Annotated in this window: 16 protein-coding genes; 9 read left to right on the top strand and 7 right to left on the bottom strand. The window is 64.0% G+C overall.

Annotated elements, in window-relative coordinates; all coding sequences use genetic code 11:
- Nucleotides 1-23: 23 nt before the first annotated feature.
- Genes ACQP1T_RS37965 through ACQP1T_RS37975 form a run of 3 tightly spaced genes read right to left on the bottom strand, consistent with a single transcriptional unit; the run spans nt 24 to nt 4061 of the window.
- Complete coding sequence (locus ACQP1T_RS37965; RefSeq protein ID WP_433757766.1) at nt 24-1586, bottom strand: phosphoribosyltransferase family protein; 1563 nt, start codon at nt 1584-1586, stop codon at nt 24-26.
- A complete protein-coding gene (locus ACQP1T_RS37970; protein WP_433757767.1) occupies nt 1583-2794 on the bottom strand; it encodes an HpcH/HpaI aldolase/citrate lyase family protein in 1212 nt (403 codons plus the stop codon). The genes ACQP1T_RS37965 and ACQP1T_RS37970 overlap by 4 nt, the downstream gene beginning before the upstream one ends.
- 49 nt (nt 2795-2843) lie before the next feature.
- Nucleotides 2844-4061, bottom strand: coding sequence for a hypothetical protein (locus ACQP1T_RS37975; protein ID WP_433757768.1), 1218 nt, complete (start codon nt 4059-4061; stop codon nt 2844-2846).
- A gap of 144 nt (nt 4062-4205) precedes the next feature.
- Between ACQP1T_RS37975 and ACQP1T_RS37980 the strand changes: the two genes are divergently transcribed.
- Together ACQP1T_RS37980 and ACQP1T_RS37985 are read left to right on the top strand one after the other, a co-directional pair.
- The gene (locus ACQP1T_RS37980; protein WP_364785976.1) at nt 4206-4781 is read left to right on the top strand and encodes a TerD family protein; all 576 of its coding nucleotides are present in this window, start codon (nt 4206-4208) and stop codon (nt 4779-4781) included.
- Between the two features lie 209 nt (nt 4782-4990).
- Nucleotides 4991-6100 (top strand): DUF475 domain-containing protein, encoded by a 1110-nt coding sequence (locus tag ACQP1T_RS37985; RefSeq protein WP_433757769.1) that lies wholly within the window; start codon nt 4991-4993, stop codon nt 6098-6100.
- Between the two features lie 61 nt (nt 6101-6161).
- Here the strand turns inward: ACQP1T_RS37985 and ACQP1T_RS37990 are convergent, their stop codons facing one another.
- Nucleotides 6162-7091 carry a DMT family transporter gene (locus ACQP1T_RS37990; RefSeq protein ID WP_433757770.1) on the bottom strand — a complete coding sequence of 310 codons (930 nt, stop codon included), beginning with the start codon at nt 7089-7091 and terminating at the stop codon, nt 6162-6164.
- Nucleotides 7092-7181: 90 nt separating this feature from the next.
- Between ACQP1T_RS37990 and ACQP1T_RS37995 the strand changes: the two genes are divergently transcribed.
- Nucleotides 7182-7718, top strand: a complete 537-nt coding sequence (locus ACQP1T_RS37995) for a CGNR zinc finger domain-containing protein (RefSeq protein ID WP_433757771.1) — start codon at nt 7182-7184, stop codon at nt 7716-7718.
- A gap of 12 nt (nt 7719-7730) precedes the next feature.
- Here ACQP1T_RS37995 and ACQP1T_RS38000 read toward each other — a convergent pair whose 3' ends face one another.
- Entirely contained in the window at nt 7731-9122 is a 1392-nt protein-coding gene (locus ACQP1T_RS38000) for a hypothetical protein (protein ID WP_433757772.1), read from the bottom strand.
- A 288-nt stretch (nt 9123-9410) separates the two neighbouring features.
- Here ACQP1T_RS38000 and rpsF point away from each other — a divergent pair, with 288 nt between their 5' ends.
- From rpsF to ACQP1T_RS38025, 5 genes are all read left to right on the top strand, one after another.
- Nucleotides 9411-9698: a 30S ribosomal protein S6 gene (gene rpsF / locus ACQP1T_RS38005; protein WP_040697500.1), complete on the top strand. Its 288-nt coding sequence runs from the start codon at nt 9411-9413 to the stop codon at nt 9696-9698.
- A gap of 83 nt (nt 9699-9781) precedes the next feature.
- Nucleotides 9782-10315, top strand: coding sequence for a single-stranded DNA-binding protein (locus tag ACQP1T_RS38010; protein ID WP_355177187.1), 534 nt, complete (start codon nt 9782-9784; stop codon nt 10313-10315).
- Between the two features lie 88 nt (nt 10316-10403).
- On the top strand, nt 10404-10655 hold the full coding sequence (rpsR, locus tag ACQP1T_RS38015) for a 30S ribosomal protein S18 (protein WP_040697505.1): 252 nt from the start codon (nt 10404-10406) through the stop codon (nt 10653-10655).
- Between the two features lie 16 nt (nt 10656-10671).
- Nucleotides 10672-11124: a 50S ribosomal protein L9 gene (gene rplI, locus ACQP1T_RS38020; RefSeq protein WP_433757773.1), complete on the top strand. Its 453-nt coding sequence runs from the start codon at nt 10672-10674 to the stop codon at nt 11122-11124.
- Nucleotides 11125-11830: 706 nt separating this feature from the next.
- Complete coding sequence (locus ACQP1T_RS38025; RefSeq protein WP_433757774.1) at nt 11831-14488, top strand: replicative DNA helicase; 2658 nt, start codon at nt 11831-11833, stop codon at nt 14486-14488.
- A gap of 23 nt (nt 14489-14511) precedes the next feature.
- On the opposite strand, the gene ACQP1T_RS38030 is transcribed toward ACQP1T_RS38025, so the two are convergent.
- Together ACQP1T_RS38030 and ACQP1T_RS38035 are read right to left on the bottom strand one after the other, a co-directional pair.
- On the bottom strand, nt 14512-14649 hold the full coding sequence (locus ACQP1T_RS38030) for a hypothetical protein (RefSeq protein ID WP_433757775.1): 138 nt from the start codon (nt 14647-14649) through the stop codon (nt 14512-14514).
- Nucleotides 14646-15581 carry a LysR family transcriptional regulator gene (locus tag ACQP1T_RS38035; RefSeq protein WP_433757776.1) on the bottom strand — a complete coding sequence of 312 codons (936 nt, stop codon included), beginning with the start codon at nt 15579-15581 and terminating at the stop codon, nt 14646-14648. Before ACQP1T_RS38035 ends, ACQP1T_RS38030 begins: the two co-directional genes overlap by 4 nt.
- Before the next feature lie 111 nt (nt 15582-15692).
- Between ACQP1T_RS38035 and ACQP1T_RS38040 the strand changes: the two genes are divergently transcribed.
- Nucleotides 15693-16955: an MFS transporter gene (locus ACQP1T_RS38040; RefSeq protein WP_433757777.1), complete on the top strand. Its 1263-nt coding sequence runs from the start codon at nt 15693-15695 to the stop codon at nt 16953-16955.
- Nucleotides 16956-17002 lie beyond the last annotated feature (47 nt).

The raw sequence follows: 17002 nt of genomic DNA on the forward strand, positions 1-17002 counted from the left end.
CGATTCCGGCACAGCGTTCGACCTCATAACATCCTCGCTTCGGCATCGGTCCGTTCCGCATGCAGAAGCCGCGGATCCGCACCAGGAAGCACCGCCAGGACGACATCGTCACCGGATGCGGTCAGCACATCGATCAGACCGCCTTCGGCACGCAGTTCATCGGTGTCGGCAGGTGCGTCTATGACGACGACCAGAACCGGCTCGACGCCCGACCGGACACCAGCGCCCCCTGTGTTCCCTGGCTCATCCATAGCCCCCTCGCCCTCGCGAGCATGATCGCGCAGCACCACGGCCTCGTTCAGCACGGCCCCGTCGCCCAGCGCCAAACCCTGGTCCAGCGGGATGCCCTCGTCTGGTGCCGCGCCATCCACGCCCTGGTTCGGCGCTGTGTCCTCGCTCAGCGCCACGCCCTCGTCCAGGACCGCGCTGTCCCCCAACACCGCGAGTTCGGAAAGCGCGTCCTCGATCCAGTGCGCGTTGTACAGATAACGCGGTTCCACCTCGCCAGCTTCGGGCGCGATGAACCGAAAGCCGCGCCGCAGTGGATACCCCGGCTCATCCAGCACGTATGCGGGTGAGCGGGTCGTCGTCTGAAAACGTGTCGGAATCCCGGCATCGGCCAGCTCGGCCGCCAACCGCAACGGCAGATACATCAACTCTTCATGCCCGAGCACAATCGCGGGCCGACCAGGGAAATCATCGGCGAGCCGAACCCGCAACGCCTCGGCGGCCTTTACCAGCGCCGCCTCGAACGCATCGGTATCGGACCGCAGAATTCCGTGCCGACCGCCCTCGGGGACCGAAGCCGGCCAGGGCAACTCGACCCGGCCGAACGAACCGCGCTGCGCCGCAGTCGGATTCAACACCGGATCCGGCATAGACGAAACGGTTTGGACCAAATCATCGGGCAGCAACGTTCGCCCGGACGCCAAACACACTGTGTCGATCCGCGCACCCAACTCGTCGGCCGCCGCATCGAACCGCGCCCGATCGCCATCGGTCCGCATATCCACCAGCGATGCCAGCACATAATGCGCACGCGGCGAAAACGCGTGCAACGCCCGAACCGCATCGATCGCCGTATCGCCGGTGGAGATCTCGTCGTCGACGAGCACCAGCGGCAGATCGTTGACGAAGATATCCGCGGGTGCGGGCTGCAGCAGATGCGAGGTGGCATGCGAATGCCCCTCCTCGAAGCCGGTCAGAGTAGTCGCATCGGGCACCTCCCGACGCGTCGAATGCAGATAGCATCCGGCCCCGATCCGCGCCGCCACGCAATGTCCCAAACCCGTTGCGGTCTCGGCGAATCCGAGCACCACCGCGTCGCGTTCAGCCAGCACGTCACGCACCAGATCACCCAGCCGATTGCCAGCACCGAGCACAACCCGCGGATCGGTCGGCAGATGCTTCCCCAACACCGTCGAAACCAGCAGGTGCGCGCGACGTGGATTGCGCCGCAATCCCGGCTGAATCAAAGTGGCGATGGGCAATTCGGCGGGCAGCACGTCAACCGACCCGCCCCCGTGCGAGCGCTCGTGCCGCAACTCGATACCCAAATTCGTTGTCGCCCAGGGATCAATTCTCATTCAGTTACCAACGCCGTCAATAGATCCACGAACGAAACACCCTTATTGGCGACACCGAAAACCCGGGCCCGCAGCAGCGTCTGGCGCGCCCAACTGCGATGCGGCCGCATCTCGTTCATCTTGTTCCCATATCCGGACGCCGCCACCCCGCCGACATCGACCTGCAGAATGTCCAGCGCATCCGAATACTCCTCATGGGTCACCACCGATAACGCATGCACGGCCGCGACGTGTGAGGGATGGATCACCGTCTTGCCCTGGATCCCATTGGCCCGGTCCAGCGTGATCTCACGTAGTAGCCCGTCCAGATCGCGACTGACCAGATAACGCCGGAACGGCACCGCATCGGACTCCTCGAACGGCGCGGTCCGCAGCAGCGGCCGGAACATTCGCTCGTGATCGGCGAAGTATTCCCAGACCGGCCCGGTGATCACGAAACCCGTACCATCCGAACGCCCCAGGTAATTCACGATATCGGCGATGACGTCCGCGACCACCCGCACGTCGTAGATGGTCAGATCCCGGTCACGCCGAATGCCGAAGGTCGAGCACATATCCGTCGCACCGATGCGCACCGCGAGTATCCGCTCCCGATGCTCGGCCAACAGCGCCGCGATCTGGGTCAGCTCCTGATCACGGGTCTGGCGATGCACCAGCGCGGGCGATTCGAGCACGGGCATGCCGTATACGGGCCTGCTCAACCGTTCGGCGGCCGCCTCCAGCGCGGCGAGATATTTCGGACCGCTCGCACTGTCGAATTTCGGAAAGACGAAGCCGGTCAGTACCGCGGCCCCGGTGCCGAGCTGTTCGACGATTTCGGTCACGGTATCCGCGTCGCGGACCCGGACGAACAGCAGCGGATTCGGATCCTCGCTTTCGGCAAGCAGATTCAGCGTCGTGACGGTCTGTCGCTTGGCGAATTCCACCTCGTGATCGGCGACGGCGTCCTCGAGATCGATGACCATCGAACACACGCCGCGCGCGGCCCGCTTGCTTATCGTCGGAGCGAGGTCGGCGCGGGTCGCCGGCGCGTACAGCGTGGCGCCGAGCGCGAACGCCAGAATTTCCCGGTCGGCATCCTCGCCGAACGGTTCCGGTTGTCTATGGAACAGATGCCGCGCCTCCGGGCCGTGCAACTGGCGAAAATGGCGCAGCGGCAATTGCTTTCGCAGAGAAACTCGATGCTGGACGACGATGCCCGCGGTCATCGCTTCGCTGTCCTCATCCCTGATGGCGGTGGCCGCATAAACCCTGGCCTCATTCTCGTCGTGGTCCTGCTTGCTTTCTCATTCGATCCACTACCCCGGCTATGAACTCCGCGACGGTATCCAATTCGGCCACATAGGCCCAGTAGTCGGGGTGGCGTCCCGACAGGTTTTCGGTGATTCGATCGATCCGGTCCACCTGTGCGTCGAGCACAGATCCCCATTCGCCGACGAGCCCGCGGCTCACCGCGAGCATTTGTGCGTCCCGCAGCCGAAATCGTACGGCCTTGGCCTTCTCTTGCGGATTCTCCCTGACCTCGCGCAGCAATGTCAGCCGTTTGGTGACGGCGTCGATCAAGTGTTCGGCCTCGGTGAGGTACCCCCGTGCGGATGTGGTCAGATCAAGTGCAGACTCCGGATTGTTTTCGGCCGCCGCCGCACGCGCCCGCACCAGGGCGGCATCCGCGGCATCGATGGCCTTTTTGCTTTCCTGCCCATTGTTAGCCAGATCCGCCGAACTCGCAGCATTGAACTCGCGCAGCATCTCCGAGTACGCCGGTGCCAGCCGTTCGGCACGGGTGCGCACCGCGGCCGATCTGGTGGCCACCGAGGTGATCGCATTGGCCGCCGCCGCGGCCCGAGATGGCGCCTGCGCCAATGCTTCCGCCAGCGCTTTCGTCGCCGATTCCAAGCGGTTGGCGGCCTCTCGGATACTCGCGGCGGGCACCTCGGAACCGAGCGCCTCCAGTGTGAGCAGCGACTCATCCACCGCCGCCGCATGCCGGCGCACCGACGGGTAGTCGACGTATTCGGATTCGGCGGCCTGCCTGCGCACACCGGCCGCCGCGATCTTCACCTGCTGTGCGAACTTCGGCACCGTGCCGAGCACCGCGACGGCCTGTTCGAGCTGGGACTGATTACCCCGATAGAACTCGTCGACGGCACGGGCCGCGTCGGTCAGCTGCCGCACCAGGGCGTCCACCCGCGGCTGCCCCTGCGGCATCGGCGTGTCGTCGCGCTCGGCGTTATCCAGTTCCTCGGTGAACATCAGATATGCACCCGCGGCGTCATAGCATCTGCTGCGCACGGCTTCCCATTTCGCGCTCATCCGTCGCTCCGGGAAGACCTGTTCACTGGCGTGCACCGCCGCCTCGGCCGCGCTCTGGCGCCGATCCATATCCAGGAACGCGGCCGCCAGCGTCGACCGAGCCTGTGCAATCCATTCATTGTTCCCGGACGAACGGAACCATCCGCGCCTACGGCCTGTCACGCCCCGATGTTAGGCGGTGGACTAGTTCGCCGGGGATACACCAGTTCCTACGCAAGATTGCCGAAACCTACTACTGTCGTAAGGCGTACCCGGCGATTCGGACAATGCTGGGAACCACAGACGTCTATTGAAAGGGAACCCCGCATGGGTGTCAGTTTGTCCAAGGGCGGCAATGTCTCGCTGACGAAGGCGGCGCCGAACCTTACCGCTGTCTCCGTCGGGCTCGGGTGGGATATTCGTACGACCACCGGCACCGACTTCGATCTGGATGCCAGTGCGATCGCGACCGGTGCGGACAAGAAGGTCGTGTCCGACAAGCACTTCATCTTCTTCAACAACCTCAAGTCGCCCGAGGGCAGCATCGAGCACACCGGCGACAACCTGACCGGTGAGGGCGAAGGCGATGACGAGGTGATCAAGGTCGACCTCGCCAACACCCCGCCGACCATCGAGAGCATCTTCTTCCCGGTCTCGATCTACGACGCGGACACTCGGCAGCAGTCCTTCGGCCAGGTGCGCAACGCCTACATCCGCGTTGTCGACCAGGCCAACGGCACCGAGCTGGCTCGCTATGACCTGTCCGAGGACGCCTCGACCGAGACGGCCATGGTCTTCGGCGAGCTCTACCGCAACGGCGCCGAGTGGAAGTTCCGCGCCATCGGCCAGGGCTACGCCTCGGGCCTGGCGGGTATCGCCCGTGACTACGGGGTGAACGTCTAAGACGTAGTGATCCGTACAGGGGGCTCGGCGACGGGCCCCCTGTACGCATGTTCGCGGAACGATTCGCCTCGCCGCTCCGTTGGACAATCGACGGTTCCGCGGCCACGCTGGAACCATCATCGCGACCGCGGGTTGGTTCGGCCCTCGGGTTACATCGGCAATGGCGCGCTCGGACAGACATTCGACCGCCGCACGGAAAGGGTCTCCGCGTGGTCTTGCGCATATTCGGCATGTCCATCGTTGTCACGGTGATATCGCTCATCGTGGCGTTCTTGTACGGCGGGCCGACCGCGCTGGCGTTGGCCGCCATCCTCGGCGTCCTCGAGGTCTCGTTGTCGTTCGACAACGCGGTCATCAACGCCACCGTGCTCGAGCGCATGAACGAGTTCTGGCAGCGGATCTTCCTCACCGTGGGCGTGATCATCGCCGTATTCGGCATGCGGTTGGTCTTCCCGTTGGCGATCGTCTGGATCACCGCGGGCCTGAACCCGGTGAAGGCGTTCGACCTGGCGCTGAACCCGCCAGCCGATGACGCGCTGGTCTTCCCGGACGGCAGCCCCAGCTACGAGAAGCTGCTCACCGACGCGCATCCGCAGATCGCCGCATTCGGCGGCATGTTCCTGCTGCTGTTGTTCCTGAACTTCATCTTCGAGGAACGCGAAATCACCTGGCTGTCCTGGCTGGAGAAGCCGCTGGCCCAGCTCGGCAAGCTGGATATGCTCTCGGTGGTCGTCGCGAGCGTCGGCCTGGTGCTCACCGCGGAATTCATCGCGGGCGACGAAGAGCGCGCCACCGTCCTGGTCGCCGGCCTGCTCGGCATGATCACCTACATCGTGGTCGACGGCCTCGGTTCGCTGTTCCACACCGAAGAGCTCGAGGAGTCCGCCGACGGTGGACCGTCCCAGCTGGTCAAGGCCGCTGGCAAGGCGGCGTTCTTCCTGTTCCTGTACCTCGAGGTGCTCGACGCGTCGTTCTCCTTCGACGGTGTCATCGGTGCCTTCGCCATCACCTCCGACCCGATCATCATCGCCCTCGGCCTCGGCCTGATCGGCGCCATGTTCGTCCGTTCGATCACCGTGTACCTGGTGCGCAAGGGCACGCTGTCGGAGTACGTGTACCTCGAGCACGGCGCGCACTGGGCGATCGGCGCGCTTGCGGTCATCCTGTTCGTCTCGATCGGCGTGCACATCAACGAGATCGTCACCGGTCTGGTCGGCGTAGCGTTCATCGGCGCGGCCTTCATTACCAGCATCATTCGAAACCGGCGCGAGGACACCGACGAAGTCGAGAACGCACGAGAGGCAACCCCGGTAGCCTGAATTTCGGCGGGTAGCCGAATAATTCGAGCGGCAGCGGCCTCCAACCGCTGCCGCTTCGCTTTTAGCGAACGGGCACCGGCTGCCGCTGATCGACTGCGGGCGTCGGGCGGCGCGAGGCGAACACCATGCCGATCAGCCCGACGCCGAGTCCGGCGGCGGCGAGGGGCCGCAGCGGCTGATCGATGAACAGCCAGGCCAGCACGGCAGTGACCGCCGGAGTCGCGAAGAACAGACGCCCGACTCGCGTTGCCTCCCAACGCTTCAGCATCGCGTTCAACAGCAGGAATGCGACCATCGAATTGACCAGCACCATCCAGGTGAGCGATTCCGCGAATCGCGTCGCATCCCAGATGTGCAATTGGCCGGTGCCCCAGGCCAGTATGCCCGCAATCGGCGCGCTCGCAGCCATGTGGATCGCGGTGGTGGCGCGCGAATCGACCTGCGGCACAAAGCGTTTCTGGTAGATCGTGCCGACGCTGAGGCCGAGCAAGCCGATCACGCACAGCAGCAGACCGACCAGTGACATGCTCGATTGGTCGAGTACCGCCAAACCGACGCCCACACCACCGATGCCGAAGCCGAACCACTGTCGCGCCGTGACGGTTTCGCCGATGAATCCGGCCAGCAAAGCGATGACGACCGGATTGAGTCCCTGCACCAGGGCGATGATGGCGGCCGAAACATGCAGGCTCATCGCCGTGTAGAACGCGCCGAACTGCACGATCTGCATCAGCAGACCCGCGATGACGACATGTTTGAGCTGGCGCGCGCTCGGCCAACTCGCGCGAATCACGCTGGCGTACACCGCGAGCAGGACCGCGGCGATGGCGAAGCGCGCGAACAGCACCATCATCGGCGGTGCCGCACCGACACCGATGACCCCGGCGATGAAGGCGCTGCTCCACAGCACGACGAACAGTGGTTGCATGCCGGCCGCAAGGGAGGGCTTGTCGGTCGCTCGGAACAGCGGGTCCAAGAGCAGCGTCTTCACGTGCACTCCTACAGTGCTAATAACCATCTGAGGTGGTTACTAACCGTCGCATCTTGGCGCATAACCTGTCAAGGTGGTTATTATCAGAGGGTGTTCACCTTCGTGAGCGGTAACCTCGCCTTGGACTTCGCAGGCACGGTCAAGGCCCGTGCCACGACGTTCGACGACTTCCTCGCCACCCCGGCGGATCTGGACGAGTGGCTGCTCGCCGCCGACCTCCTCGACACCACTCCGCACTGCGATGCGGCGACGCTCGACCGGGCGGTAAGCCTGCGCGAGGCGGCCTACCGACTGGCCATGGCCGCGGCCAGCGACGAGCCGTTCGCGGATGCGGACCGCAAGATCGTCAACGAGCTCGCAGGCGGCGAACTCCCCAGGCTCACTTTGCGATCCGATGCGACGATCACCCGCCACGGCGCTCCGGATGCCGCACTCGCCGCGATCGCCCGGTCCGCAATCGAAATGCTCGGCGGACCGGAGCGGGGGTTGATCAAGGAATGCGGCCGCGTCGAATGCACGCGGCTGTACCTCGATACCTCACGCGGTAAGTCGCGCCGCTGGTGCGATATGACCATCTGCGGCAACCGCGCAAAAAGCGCCGCCTTCCGCGCCAGACACGCCGACTGATCCGGGTTCGTGCTAGCCCACCGGTATCAGGCTGCCGGGTTCGAACCGGGGTATCCGCGGTGGTTCGGGTCGGAATCCACGCGGCCGCGCCCGAACGAACAGGAAGAAGAACACCACCAGCAGCGCGGCTCGCCCCCAGACGCCGAATTGCACGACATTCTCCATCGAATCCACCGAGTTGCCGGACCCGATCGAATAGAAGTACCGGAATACGCCGATCCCGATCGCCGCATCGGCGACCAGATATGCGCCGATCGCCGCCCACGGCACCTCGAGCAGAACCATGAACGGCACCAGCCACAGCGTGTACTGCGGCGAATGCACCTTGTGGAACAGCAGGAATCCGCACAGCATCGCGCCGCTGACCCCGATCCACGGGAACGTGCCGGTCATCGTGAATCGCTTCCAGCCCAACCACATTGCCAGCGCGAAGAAGGTCAGCACCAGCGTCGGCGAGGCGATCGAGACGGTGTGCTGAAATGCGCTCTCACCGTCGGCATCCTGAGCGAACAGCTGTCGAAGTCCCCAATACCAAATGGAATTCGTGGTGATGTCGGCCTGGCGCAATTGCTGGAAGGTAATCGAAGCGCGCCAGCCGTCATAACCGGCAAGCGCGAACGGGAGATTCACCACGACCACCGTGCCGACGGCCGCCGCGGCGGTCAGCAATGCACCGCGCACATCGAACCTGGTCGGCGCCGGATCATCCAGATCGCGCTGACCACCGGTGAGCACATAGGCCAGCAGAGGCAGCACGAAGATGCCCGGATACAGCTTGAGACAGAATCCGATACCGAGCAGCACAGCGGCCAGAATTGCCCTGGTACGCAAAGAATATCGAGTCAGCGCGGTCACCACGTACACCGCGGCGACCGCCATGCAGACCACGGGTAGCTCCCAGTTGTGGAATGCGTAGAGCACCAGCGGCGGCCCCACCGCCCACAGCAGCGCCGCCCACCCGGCCAGCCGGAACAGCAGCCAGGCGGTCAACAAGGCGAACGGCGCCAATAACAACGCCGAATGCAGCAGGAATTCCGCATCGTTATCGGCGCCGACCGCGCCGAGCCACATCAGCACCCCGCTGAGCACCGGATATTCGACCGCGCCACCGGTCAGCGTGCCGTCAGCGGTGATGCCGCCGTCGATATACGGAAATACGTGCTGATCGATATCGCGCCCGAGCCACAGGAATTGAATATCGGAATAACAGACGTCCGAATCCTTGATCACATCGAAGATCGCACTGCGACCGTTCTCGGCGAACGGCGCACCCGCGCACCGCGCCTTGTTCGCATACGCGAGCGCCAGCGTGAGCCCGCACAGCAACACCACCACCGCGGCCAGCGCTGTGCTGCGCTGCACGCGGCCCGCGATCGAGTCGCTGACTGCCAGTCCGGTCGGCATGATGACCAGCCTAGGTGGCCGAGGCAGACCGCGCCCGCGGCTCCCCGCGATAACCTCGCGACAGCTGATTTCGTACGCACATGGGTAACTCGCCGGGTACGCCCGACGACTGACCTCCGGCCCGCGACGCGACTATCGAGGCTCCTACGACCGGCAAAGGCCGGAGAGGCGGGGGAGCTTTCGCTGCTCAACGGGCGTTCATGTAGCCTTGTCGGGTTGCTGACGCAACGACCCTCCTGCCACGGACCGTCCGTGGCCGTTTCCTAGTCCACAGGAGGTGATTGGTCCGTGCGTCATTACGAAGTGATGGTCATCCTCGATCCGAGCCTGGACGAGCGCACTGTTGGTCCGTCGCTGGACAACATGCTGAGCGTCGTCAAGACCGATGGCGGCAAGGTCGACAAGGTCGACATCTGGGGCCGCCGCCGGCTCGCCTACGAGATCGCCAAGCAGGCCGAAGGCATCTACGCCGTGGTCGATCTGACCGCCGAGCCCGCCACCGTGAGCGAGCTCGACCGCCAGCTGGGTCTCAACGAGTCGGTGCTGCGCACCAAGGTTCTGCGCCACGGCAAGTGACCCTCGATTGCGTCGGTGCCTGTCTCTAGGCTCTAGCGCAAAGCGAGTGCACTGCGGACTGCATACCGAGCAGGAGGAACCACATGGCAGGCGACACGGTCATCACCGTCATCGGAAACTTGACGGCCGATCCCGAACTTCGATTCACGCCCGCGGGCGCTGCGGTGGCGAATTTCACCGTCGCATCGACTCCCCGCGTGTTCGACCGTAATTCGAACGAATGGAAAGACGGCGAAGCGCTTTTCCTGCGCTGCAACATCTGGCGTGAAGCTGCGGAGAATGTCGCCGAAAGCCTGACCCGAGGCGCCCGTGTGATCGTGAGCGGACGACTGAAGCAGCGCTCCTACGAAACCCGCGAGGGTGAGAAGCGCACGGTCGTCGAGCTCGAGGTCGACGAGGTCGGTCCCTCGCTGCGTTACGCCACCGCGAAGGTCGCCAAGGCCAGCCGCGGCGGTGGGGGCGGCGGCTTCGGTTCCGGTGGCGGCGGTGGCAACTTCGCTCCGGCCGGTGGTGGTGGCGGCAGCCGTTCCGGCGGCGCCGACGACGACCCGTGGGGCAGCGCACCTGCGGCGGGCTCCTTCGGGGGCGGCCGCGTAGATGACGAACCGCCGTTCTGAGAACGGCTCACATCGGCCTGAATGTTCCCGTAGCGACTGCTTGCAGGTCGCTCGAAACGATCAGCCCATCATTGATTACGGAGTAACCATGCCTAAAGCGCCCGCGCGCGAAAAGGTGCTGAAGAAGAAGGCTTGCACCTTCTGCAAGGAAGCCAAGTCCGGCACCGTCAATATCGATTACAAGGACACCGCCCTGCTGCGGAAGTACGTCAGTGATCGCGGCAAGATCCGCGCTCGCCGGGTCACCGGCAACTGCGTGCAGCACCAGCGCGACGTCGCCGTTGCCGTGAAGAACTCGCGTGAGGTGGCCCTGCTGCCCTACGTGTCGACGGCTCGCTGAGAAGGGAGGCATCGCAATGAAGTTGATTCTTACTGCTGATGTGGACAACCTCGGTGCCCCCGGAGACACCGTGGAGGTCAAGGACGGCTACGGCCGCAACTACCTGCTGCCCCGCGGCCTGGCGATCGTGGCCACCCGTGGCGCGCAGAAGCAGGTCGAGGGCATCCGTCGGGCGCAGGACGCGCGCAAGGTGCGCGACCTGGATCACGCCAACGAGCTGAAGCAGGCCATCGAGGGCCTGGATTCGGTTTCACTGTCGGTCAAGACCGCTGGCACCGGCAAGCTGTTCGGCTCGGTCACCCAGTCCGACGTCGCCGCCGCGATCAAGTCGGCCGGTGGCCCGGTCGTCGACAAGCGCAGCATCGAGCTGCCGAAGTCGCACATCAAGACGGTCGGCAAGCACAACGTCGTGGTGCACCTGCACCCCGATGTGGTCGCCAAGTTCGACCTGCAGGTCGCCGCGAACTGAGTTCATTCGAAGGCCACTCTTGTGTTTCGGCACAAGGGTGGCCTTCGGCTGTGCGGCGTGGATCCACTGTGTCGTCGGGGCTGGATGATCTATGCCCTTCGGATAAATAGCCAAATATTTGCGAAATGGTCGAAGCAGTGATCTGGACCATTCTCGGCAAACCGCCGCTATCAGCTCTACCACCGGTTATTCGGCTTGTGGATCGCCGAGGAAACCAACCGGACGCAATGTGATCCACGCCATAGCCATCGAACGAACTGTTTACCCACAACACGCCCGGCTGTTGAACTAGACCGACACGCCGCACTTCATTCATCCACACGTGGATAGATCAAGAAATCGATATCTATCAGCGTGTTTGAGCGGTGTGACCTGGGTTTTCCCCAAGTTGTACACAGGGGGTGCACAACGTTAGGTAAACAGTCCCCAACTTATCCACAGGTGTGTGCACATTGCGGTTTGGCGACTGCCCATCGGGTCGCCTAGGTTCGTCCCAACATCGTGCACGCACCACTCGGAACGGCATGATTCGGCACCTACCGCGGCGGTTTGCTGGAACCGCAGGTGCGGCCCGTCAGCGAGGTCGCTCGGTCCCGGTGCGCTGCCGAATATGTCGTAGCCCGGGAGTACAACGAGTGATCAATAGGGTCGGCGGGTAGGCGTTTTCGAGCGGCCTGCAAGTGGCGAGAGAGGACGGTCGAGTCTGGTGACCACCACCGATGACCGCGGGCATACGGACTATCCGCCCGAACCGCCCGGTGAGGACTTCGGCAGGCAGCCACCGCACGATATGGCCGCCGAGCAGTCCGTGCTCGGCGGCATGCTGCTGAGCAAGGATGCGATCGCCGACGTCGTCGAGGTGCTGCGCCCCGGTGATTTCTACCGTCCGGCCCACCAAGCGGTCTACGACACCATCCTCGATCTCTACGGCCGCGGCGAACCCGCCGACCCGGTCACCGTCGCCGCGGGTCTGGACCGCCGCGGCGAACTCAAGCGCATCGGCGGGCCGCCCTATCTGGTCACCCTGACCCAGACCGTCCCCACGGCCGCCAATGCGGGCTACTACGCCGAAATCGTTGCCGAGAAGGCGATTCTGCGCCGCCTGGTGGAGGCGGGCACCCGCATCGTCCAATACGGCTACGCGGGCGCGGACGGCCAGGACATCGCCGAGGTCGTAGACCGCGCCCAGGCCGAGGTCTACGAGGTCACCGAACGCCGCACCACCGAAGACTTCCTCCCGCTCGAGGAACTCCTGCAGCCGACGATGGACGAAATCGACTCCATCGCCTCCCGCGGCGGCATCTCCCTCGGCGTCCCCACCGGCTTCACCGAACTCGACGAACTCACCAACGGCCTGCACCCCGGCCAAATGATCATCGTCGCGGCCCGACCCGGCGTCGGCAAATCCACACTCGGAATGGATTTTATGCGGAGCTGCTCGATCAAACACGGCTTGGCGAGCGTTATCTTCTCACTGGAGATGAGTCGGACCGAGATTGTGATGCGGCTGCTTTCGGCGGAGGCGAAGATCAAACTCGGTGATATGCGGTCTGGTCGGATGAGTGATGACGACTGGACCAAGCTGGCGCGGCGAATGAGTGAGATCAGCGAAGCGCCGCTGTTCGTCGACGATTCACCCAACTTGACCATGATGGAGATTCGCGCCAAGGCACGGCGATTGAAGCAACGCCATGACCTGAAACTTGTTGTGGTGGATTACCTTCAGCTGATGACCTCGGGCAAAAAGGTCGAATCCCGACAGCAGGAAGTCTCGGATTTCTCCCGAAATTTGAAGCTACTCGCCAAGGAACTCGAAGTTCCGGTGATCGCCATCAGTCAGCTGAACCGTGGTCCCGAACAGCGAACCGATAAGCGTCCGATGGTCTCTGACCTGCGTGAGTCCGGTTGCATGCCTGCCTCGACTCGAATTCTGCGCGCCGACACCGGCGGTGAGACCACTCTCAGGGAGTTGCTTGCCAGCGGTGAGCAGCCGCTCGTCTGGTCACTGGACGAACGGATGCGGATGGTGGCGCGTCCGATGGTGAAGGTGTTTCCGAGCGGTCGCAAGGAAGTGTTCCGGCTGCGACTCGCCTCGGGGCGTGAAGTCGAGGCAACCGGCAACCACCCGTTTCTGACCGTCGACGGCTGGATCGCGCTGGAGAAGTTGGCCATCGGCGATCGCATCGCGACTCCACGCCGAGTACCGGAGCCAGTGCATACGACCCGAATGGCGGATGCGGAAGTAATTCTGTTGGCACACATGATCGGCGATGGCTCCTGCGTCGAGCGGCAGCCGATCCGCTATGCCAGCATCGACGAGGAGAACCTGACCGCAGTCACCGAAGCGGCAACGCATTTCGGGGTCACCGCGGTCCGTGACGACTATGCCGCAGCCCGTGTGACAACCTTGCGGCTGCGCGCTCCGGACCGGCTGGCCCGCGGCAAGCGCAACCCCATTGCCGCATGGCTGGACGAACTCGGACTGTTCGGCTTGCGCAGCTACGAGAAGTTCGTCCCCCAGCGGATTTTCGCACTCCCAAACGACCAGATCGCCCTTTTCGTGCGCCACCTGTGGGCCACCGACGGCTCGGTCCGCTGGGACGTCAAGGGGCGCCAGGCCCGCGTGTACTACGCATCAACCAGCCGCCGCCTCATCGATGATCTGGCCCAACTTCTGCTTCGTCTGGGAGTGCACGGACGCATCAAAAGGGTGCCCAAGGCGGGTTACCGTGACTGCTGGCACTTATCCGTTGACGGCGCGGACAACCAAACCATCTTCTTGCGTGATATCGGCGTCCACGGTGCCCGGGGACGCGCTGCGGAATCGGCACTGACCGAACTGGAACCGATCGCGCGCAACACGAATGTCGACACGGTCCCTAAGGAGGTCTGGACCAGGGTCCGCGAACTGCTGTCCACAAAGCACATGACCCACCGCGAATTCTCTGCCGCAATGGGCTCACGCTTCTGCGGCTCCGCGATGTGGAAGCGCTCGCCCAGCCGCTCCCGCCTGGCCCGAGTCGCCGTCGTCCTCGACGACGCCGACATCGAAATGCTTGCAACGAACGACGTCTTCTGGGACAAGATCGTCGAAGTCACCAGCCTCGGTGAGCAAGATGTCTACGATGGAACAGTTCCTGGGACACATAATTTTGTGGCACAAGGCATTTCGGCGCACAATTCTCTTGAACAGGACGCGGACATGGTGATTCTTTTGCACCGCCCGGACGCGTTCGAGCGCGACGATCCGCGCGGTGGTGAGGCGGATTTGATTGTCGGTAAACATCGTAACGGGCCGACCGCGACCATTACTGTTGCACACCAGTTGCATTTGTCTCGGTTTGTCGATATGGCTCGCGGTTGACCTGGGGGTGTCCGACGAAAGCTTCAACCTCGTCGCACTTTTCGGGCCATATCGATATCCTCGAAAAACTCGCCGAGCGAGCAACCGACGTGCTCGCCATCGAAATCAGCGGCAGCGGCCACTATCTCGGCGAGGAACAGCCCGAGCGCGTCGCGGCTCACCCGGGCGACTGGGCCCAGTCCGGGGTCCATATGTCGTCGCTGGATGTCGTCCGGTATCTGGTGTGTAGGTAGTCGAGGAAGTTGGCGAGGACGGGGTGCGAGTTGTCTGCTCGCCAGATTATGGAGAGCGGGTAGACCGGGGTCGGGGCGACGATGGGGATTCGGCGCAGGTCGTAGCTTTCCGGCCAGAGGTAGCGGGAGCCCTCACCGACGAAGGTGGCGAGTTGGGTCGAGTCGGCGAGTTCGGCGAGGAGCGCTTCGATGCCGAACATCGGCCCGATCGTATCGATGGTGAGTCCGAATGCCGTCGCCAGATCTTCGTAGTAGCCGATCGGTTCGGCGTCGGACATGCCCGGCATCCAGATGGGGTGATCGGTGAGTTCGGCCAGCGTCACGGTCTCGGCGTTCGCCAGCGGATGCCGTGGGCCGACGAGCAGTTCGTGGCGGTCGTCTATGACGCGCGATGACCGCAGTCCGCCGGGGACCTCGAGGTGTCGCAGGGATCTGAAGGTGGCGTCGATGGTGCCCGCACTCACCTCGGCCAGCGCCGACTCCGCGTCAGCGTTGACCAGGGTGACGACATCCAGCTCGATATCGGGATGTTGCTGGTAGAAGGCGTGAAGGATATTGGAGGGCGCGATCCTGCGGGCCACGACGTCGATCCGAAGGGCCCGGCGCCCTGGCGTCACGGCGGCGGTGGCGCGTTCGGCGGCGCGAATGAGTTCACATGCGTGCGGTAGCAGTGCTTGCCCGTCGACGGTCAGTCGCACACCCCTGGCGATCCGCGCGAAAAGCTGAACTCCGAGTTCTCGCTCGAGCCTGGCCACTCGTTTCGACGCGGCCTGCTGGGTGATTCGCAGATCGTCGGCGGCGGCTTGGAATTGGCCGGTCTCGGCGACCGCGACGAAAGTACGAACCGCATCGAGATCCACGAGCGAAAACGTACTCCCACAACGAAAAGTTGTGACACTCCGCTCGATTCGTTGTTGGTGCCAGCGTCCATCGACCGGCTTCAATCTCCTCGACAACAGAGGGAGCTGAATATGGAGCAGAGTACGAAACTGGGTCGGGCGTTCGGATGGTTATGGGCCGCCTACGCGGTCAGCGCCTACGGGACCGGGCTCGGATTCGGCGCCTTTTCGGTTGTCGCCATCACCGTTCTGCACGCTAGTTCCGCGGAAGTGGCGGCCCTGTCGGCATCCGGGCTCGCGATCGGCGCGGTGCTCGCGATTCCGCTCGGGCCGTGGATGGAATTTCGCGCGAAGCGGCCGGTCATGATCGCCACGGACCTGATTCGCTGCGCTGCGCTGGCATCCATACCGCTCGTCTACTGCCTGGGTAGGTTGTCCTTCGCGCAACTCTTGGTTGTCTCCATCGTCACCGCGGCGGCGAAGATCGCGTTCACCGCCGCCAGCGGCGCTTATCTGAAGACCATCGTCCCCGCCGAGGGACTGTTGGTAGCCACCAGTCGTTTCGAGTCCACCACCTGGTCGGCCACGGTCATCGGACCGCCCGTTGGTGGTGCCGCAATCGGGCTGTTGGGGCCGGTGACCACCGTGGTCGTCGATGCGGTGAGCTACCTCCTCTCTGCGCTCGGCATCACCGCGATCCGGGAACCCGAGCAGTCTCCACCGCCGCGCAAGACCCGAACGCGGCGGTGGAGCGACGTCGTCGAGGGGTGGAGCTACATCCTCACCCACCACACGCTGCGCTGGTTCTTTATCAACACCATGCTGGTCAACGGGCTGATCATGGCTGGGGAACCGTTGTTGTCGGTGCTGATGCTCGCCGATTTGCGGTTTCCGGTTTGGGAGTACGGGCTGGCATTCGCTGTTCCGTGTATCGGTGGCCTGGTCGGGTCGCGACTGGCCCGGCGCGTGGCTGCCCGGTTCGGCGAACAGACGGTGCTGCGGGTCTTCGGCACGCTGCGCGCGTGCTGGCCCCTCGGACTGGCATTCATTCGGCCGGGCCCGGCCGGACTTGCGATCGTGATGATCACCGAGTTCGGGCTGATCATCTGCATCAGCATCTTCAACGCCGTCTTCGCCGCTTATCGATTGAACAACACCGAAGCCGATCGCCACGCGCGGGTCCTCGCGGCGTGGTCGATCACCAGCAGCATCAGCATCGCGACGATCACCGTGACGTGGGGTCTGCTGGCACAACTCACCAGCCCTCGCGCGGCCATCGCATTTGCCGGGGTTCTCCTCCTGGCCACGCCGTTCCTGCTGCCGCGGCAAGTCACGCCCGAACCGATCCCGTCGAATGAAGAGCCGGTTCTCTCCAGCGACAGCGCGCGAGCGTGATCCGAAGTCATCTCCGCGCGAGGTAGCTGCTCGACGGGTTGGCGAGC

Origin of the sequence: Nocardia sp. CA-135398 (assembly GCF_050955845.1) — a bacterium.
Lineage (GTDB): Bacteria > Actinomycetota > Actinomycetes > Mycobacteriales > Mycobacteriaceae > Nocardia.

Coding starts and splice junctions, on each gene's coding strand:
- ACQP1T_RS37965 (WP_433757766.1), bottom strand. CDS start 1,586: ATGAGAATTGATCCCTGGGCGACAACGAATTTGGGTATCGAGTTGCGG.
- ACQP1T_RS37970 (WP_433757767.1), bottom strand. CDS start 2,794: ATGACCGCGGGCATCGTCGTCCAGCATCGAGTTTCTCTGCGAAAGCAA.
- ACQP1T_RS37980 (WP_364785976.1), top strand. CDS start 4,206: ATGGGTGTCAGTTTGTCCAAGGGCGGCAATGTCTCGCTGACGAAGGCG.
- ACQP1T_RS38000 (WP_433757772.1), bottom strand. CDS start 9,122: ATGCCGACCGGACTGGCAGTCAGCGACTCGATCGCGGGCCGCGTGCAG.
- ACQP1T_RS38010 (WP_355177187.1), top strand. CDS start 9,782: ATGGCAGGCGACACGGTCATCACCGTCATCGGAAACTTGACGGCCGAT.
- rpsR (WP_040697505.1), top strand. CDS start 10,404: ATGCCTAAAGCGCCCGCGCGCGAAAAGGTGCTGAAGAAGAAGGCTTGC.
- rplI (WP_433757773.1), top strand. CDS start 10,672: ATGAAGTTGATTCTTACTGCTGATGTGGACAACCTCGGTGCCCCCGGA.
- ACQP1T_RS38040 (WP_433757777.1), top strand. CDS start 15,693: ATGGAGCAGAGTACGAAACTGGGTCGGGCGTTCGGATGGTTATGGGCC.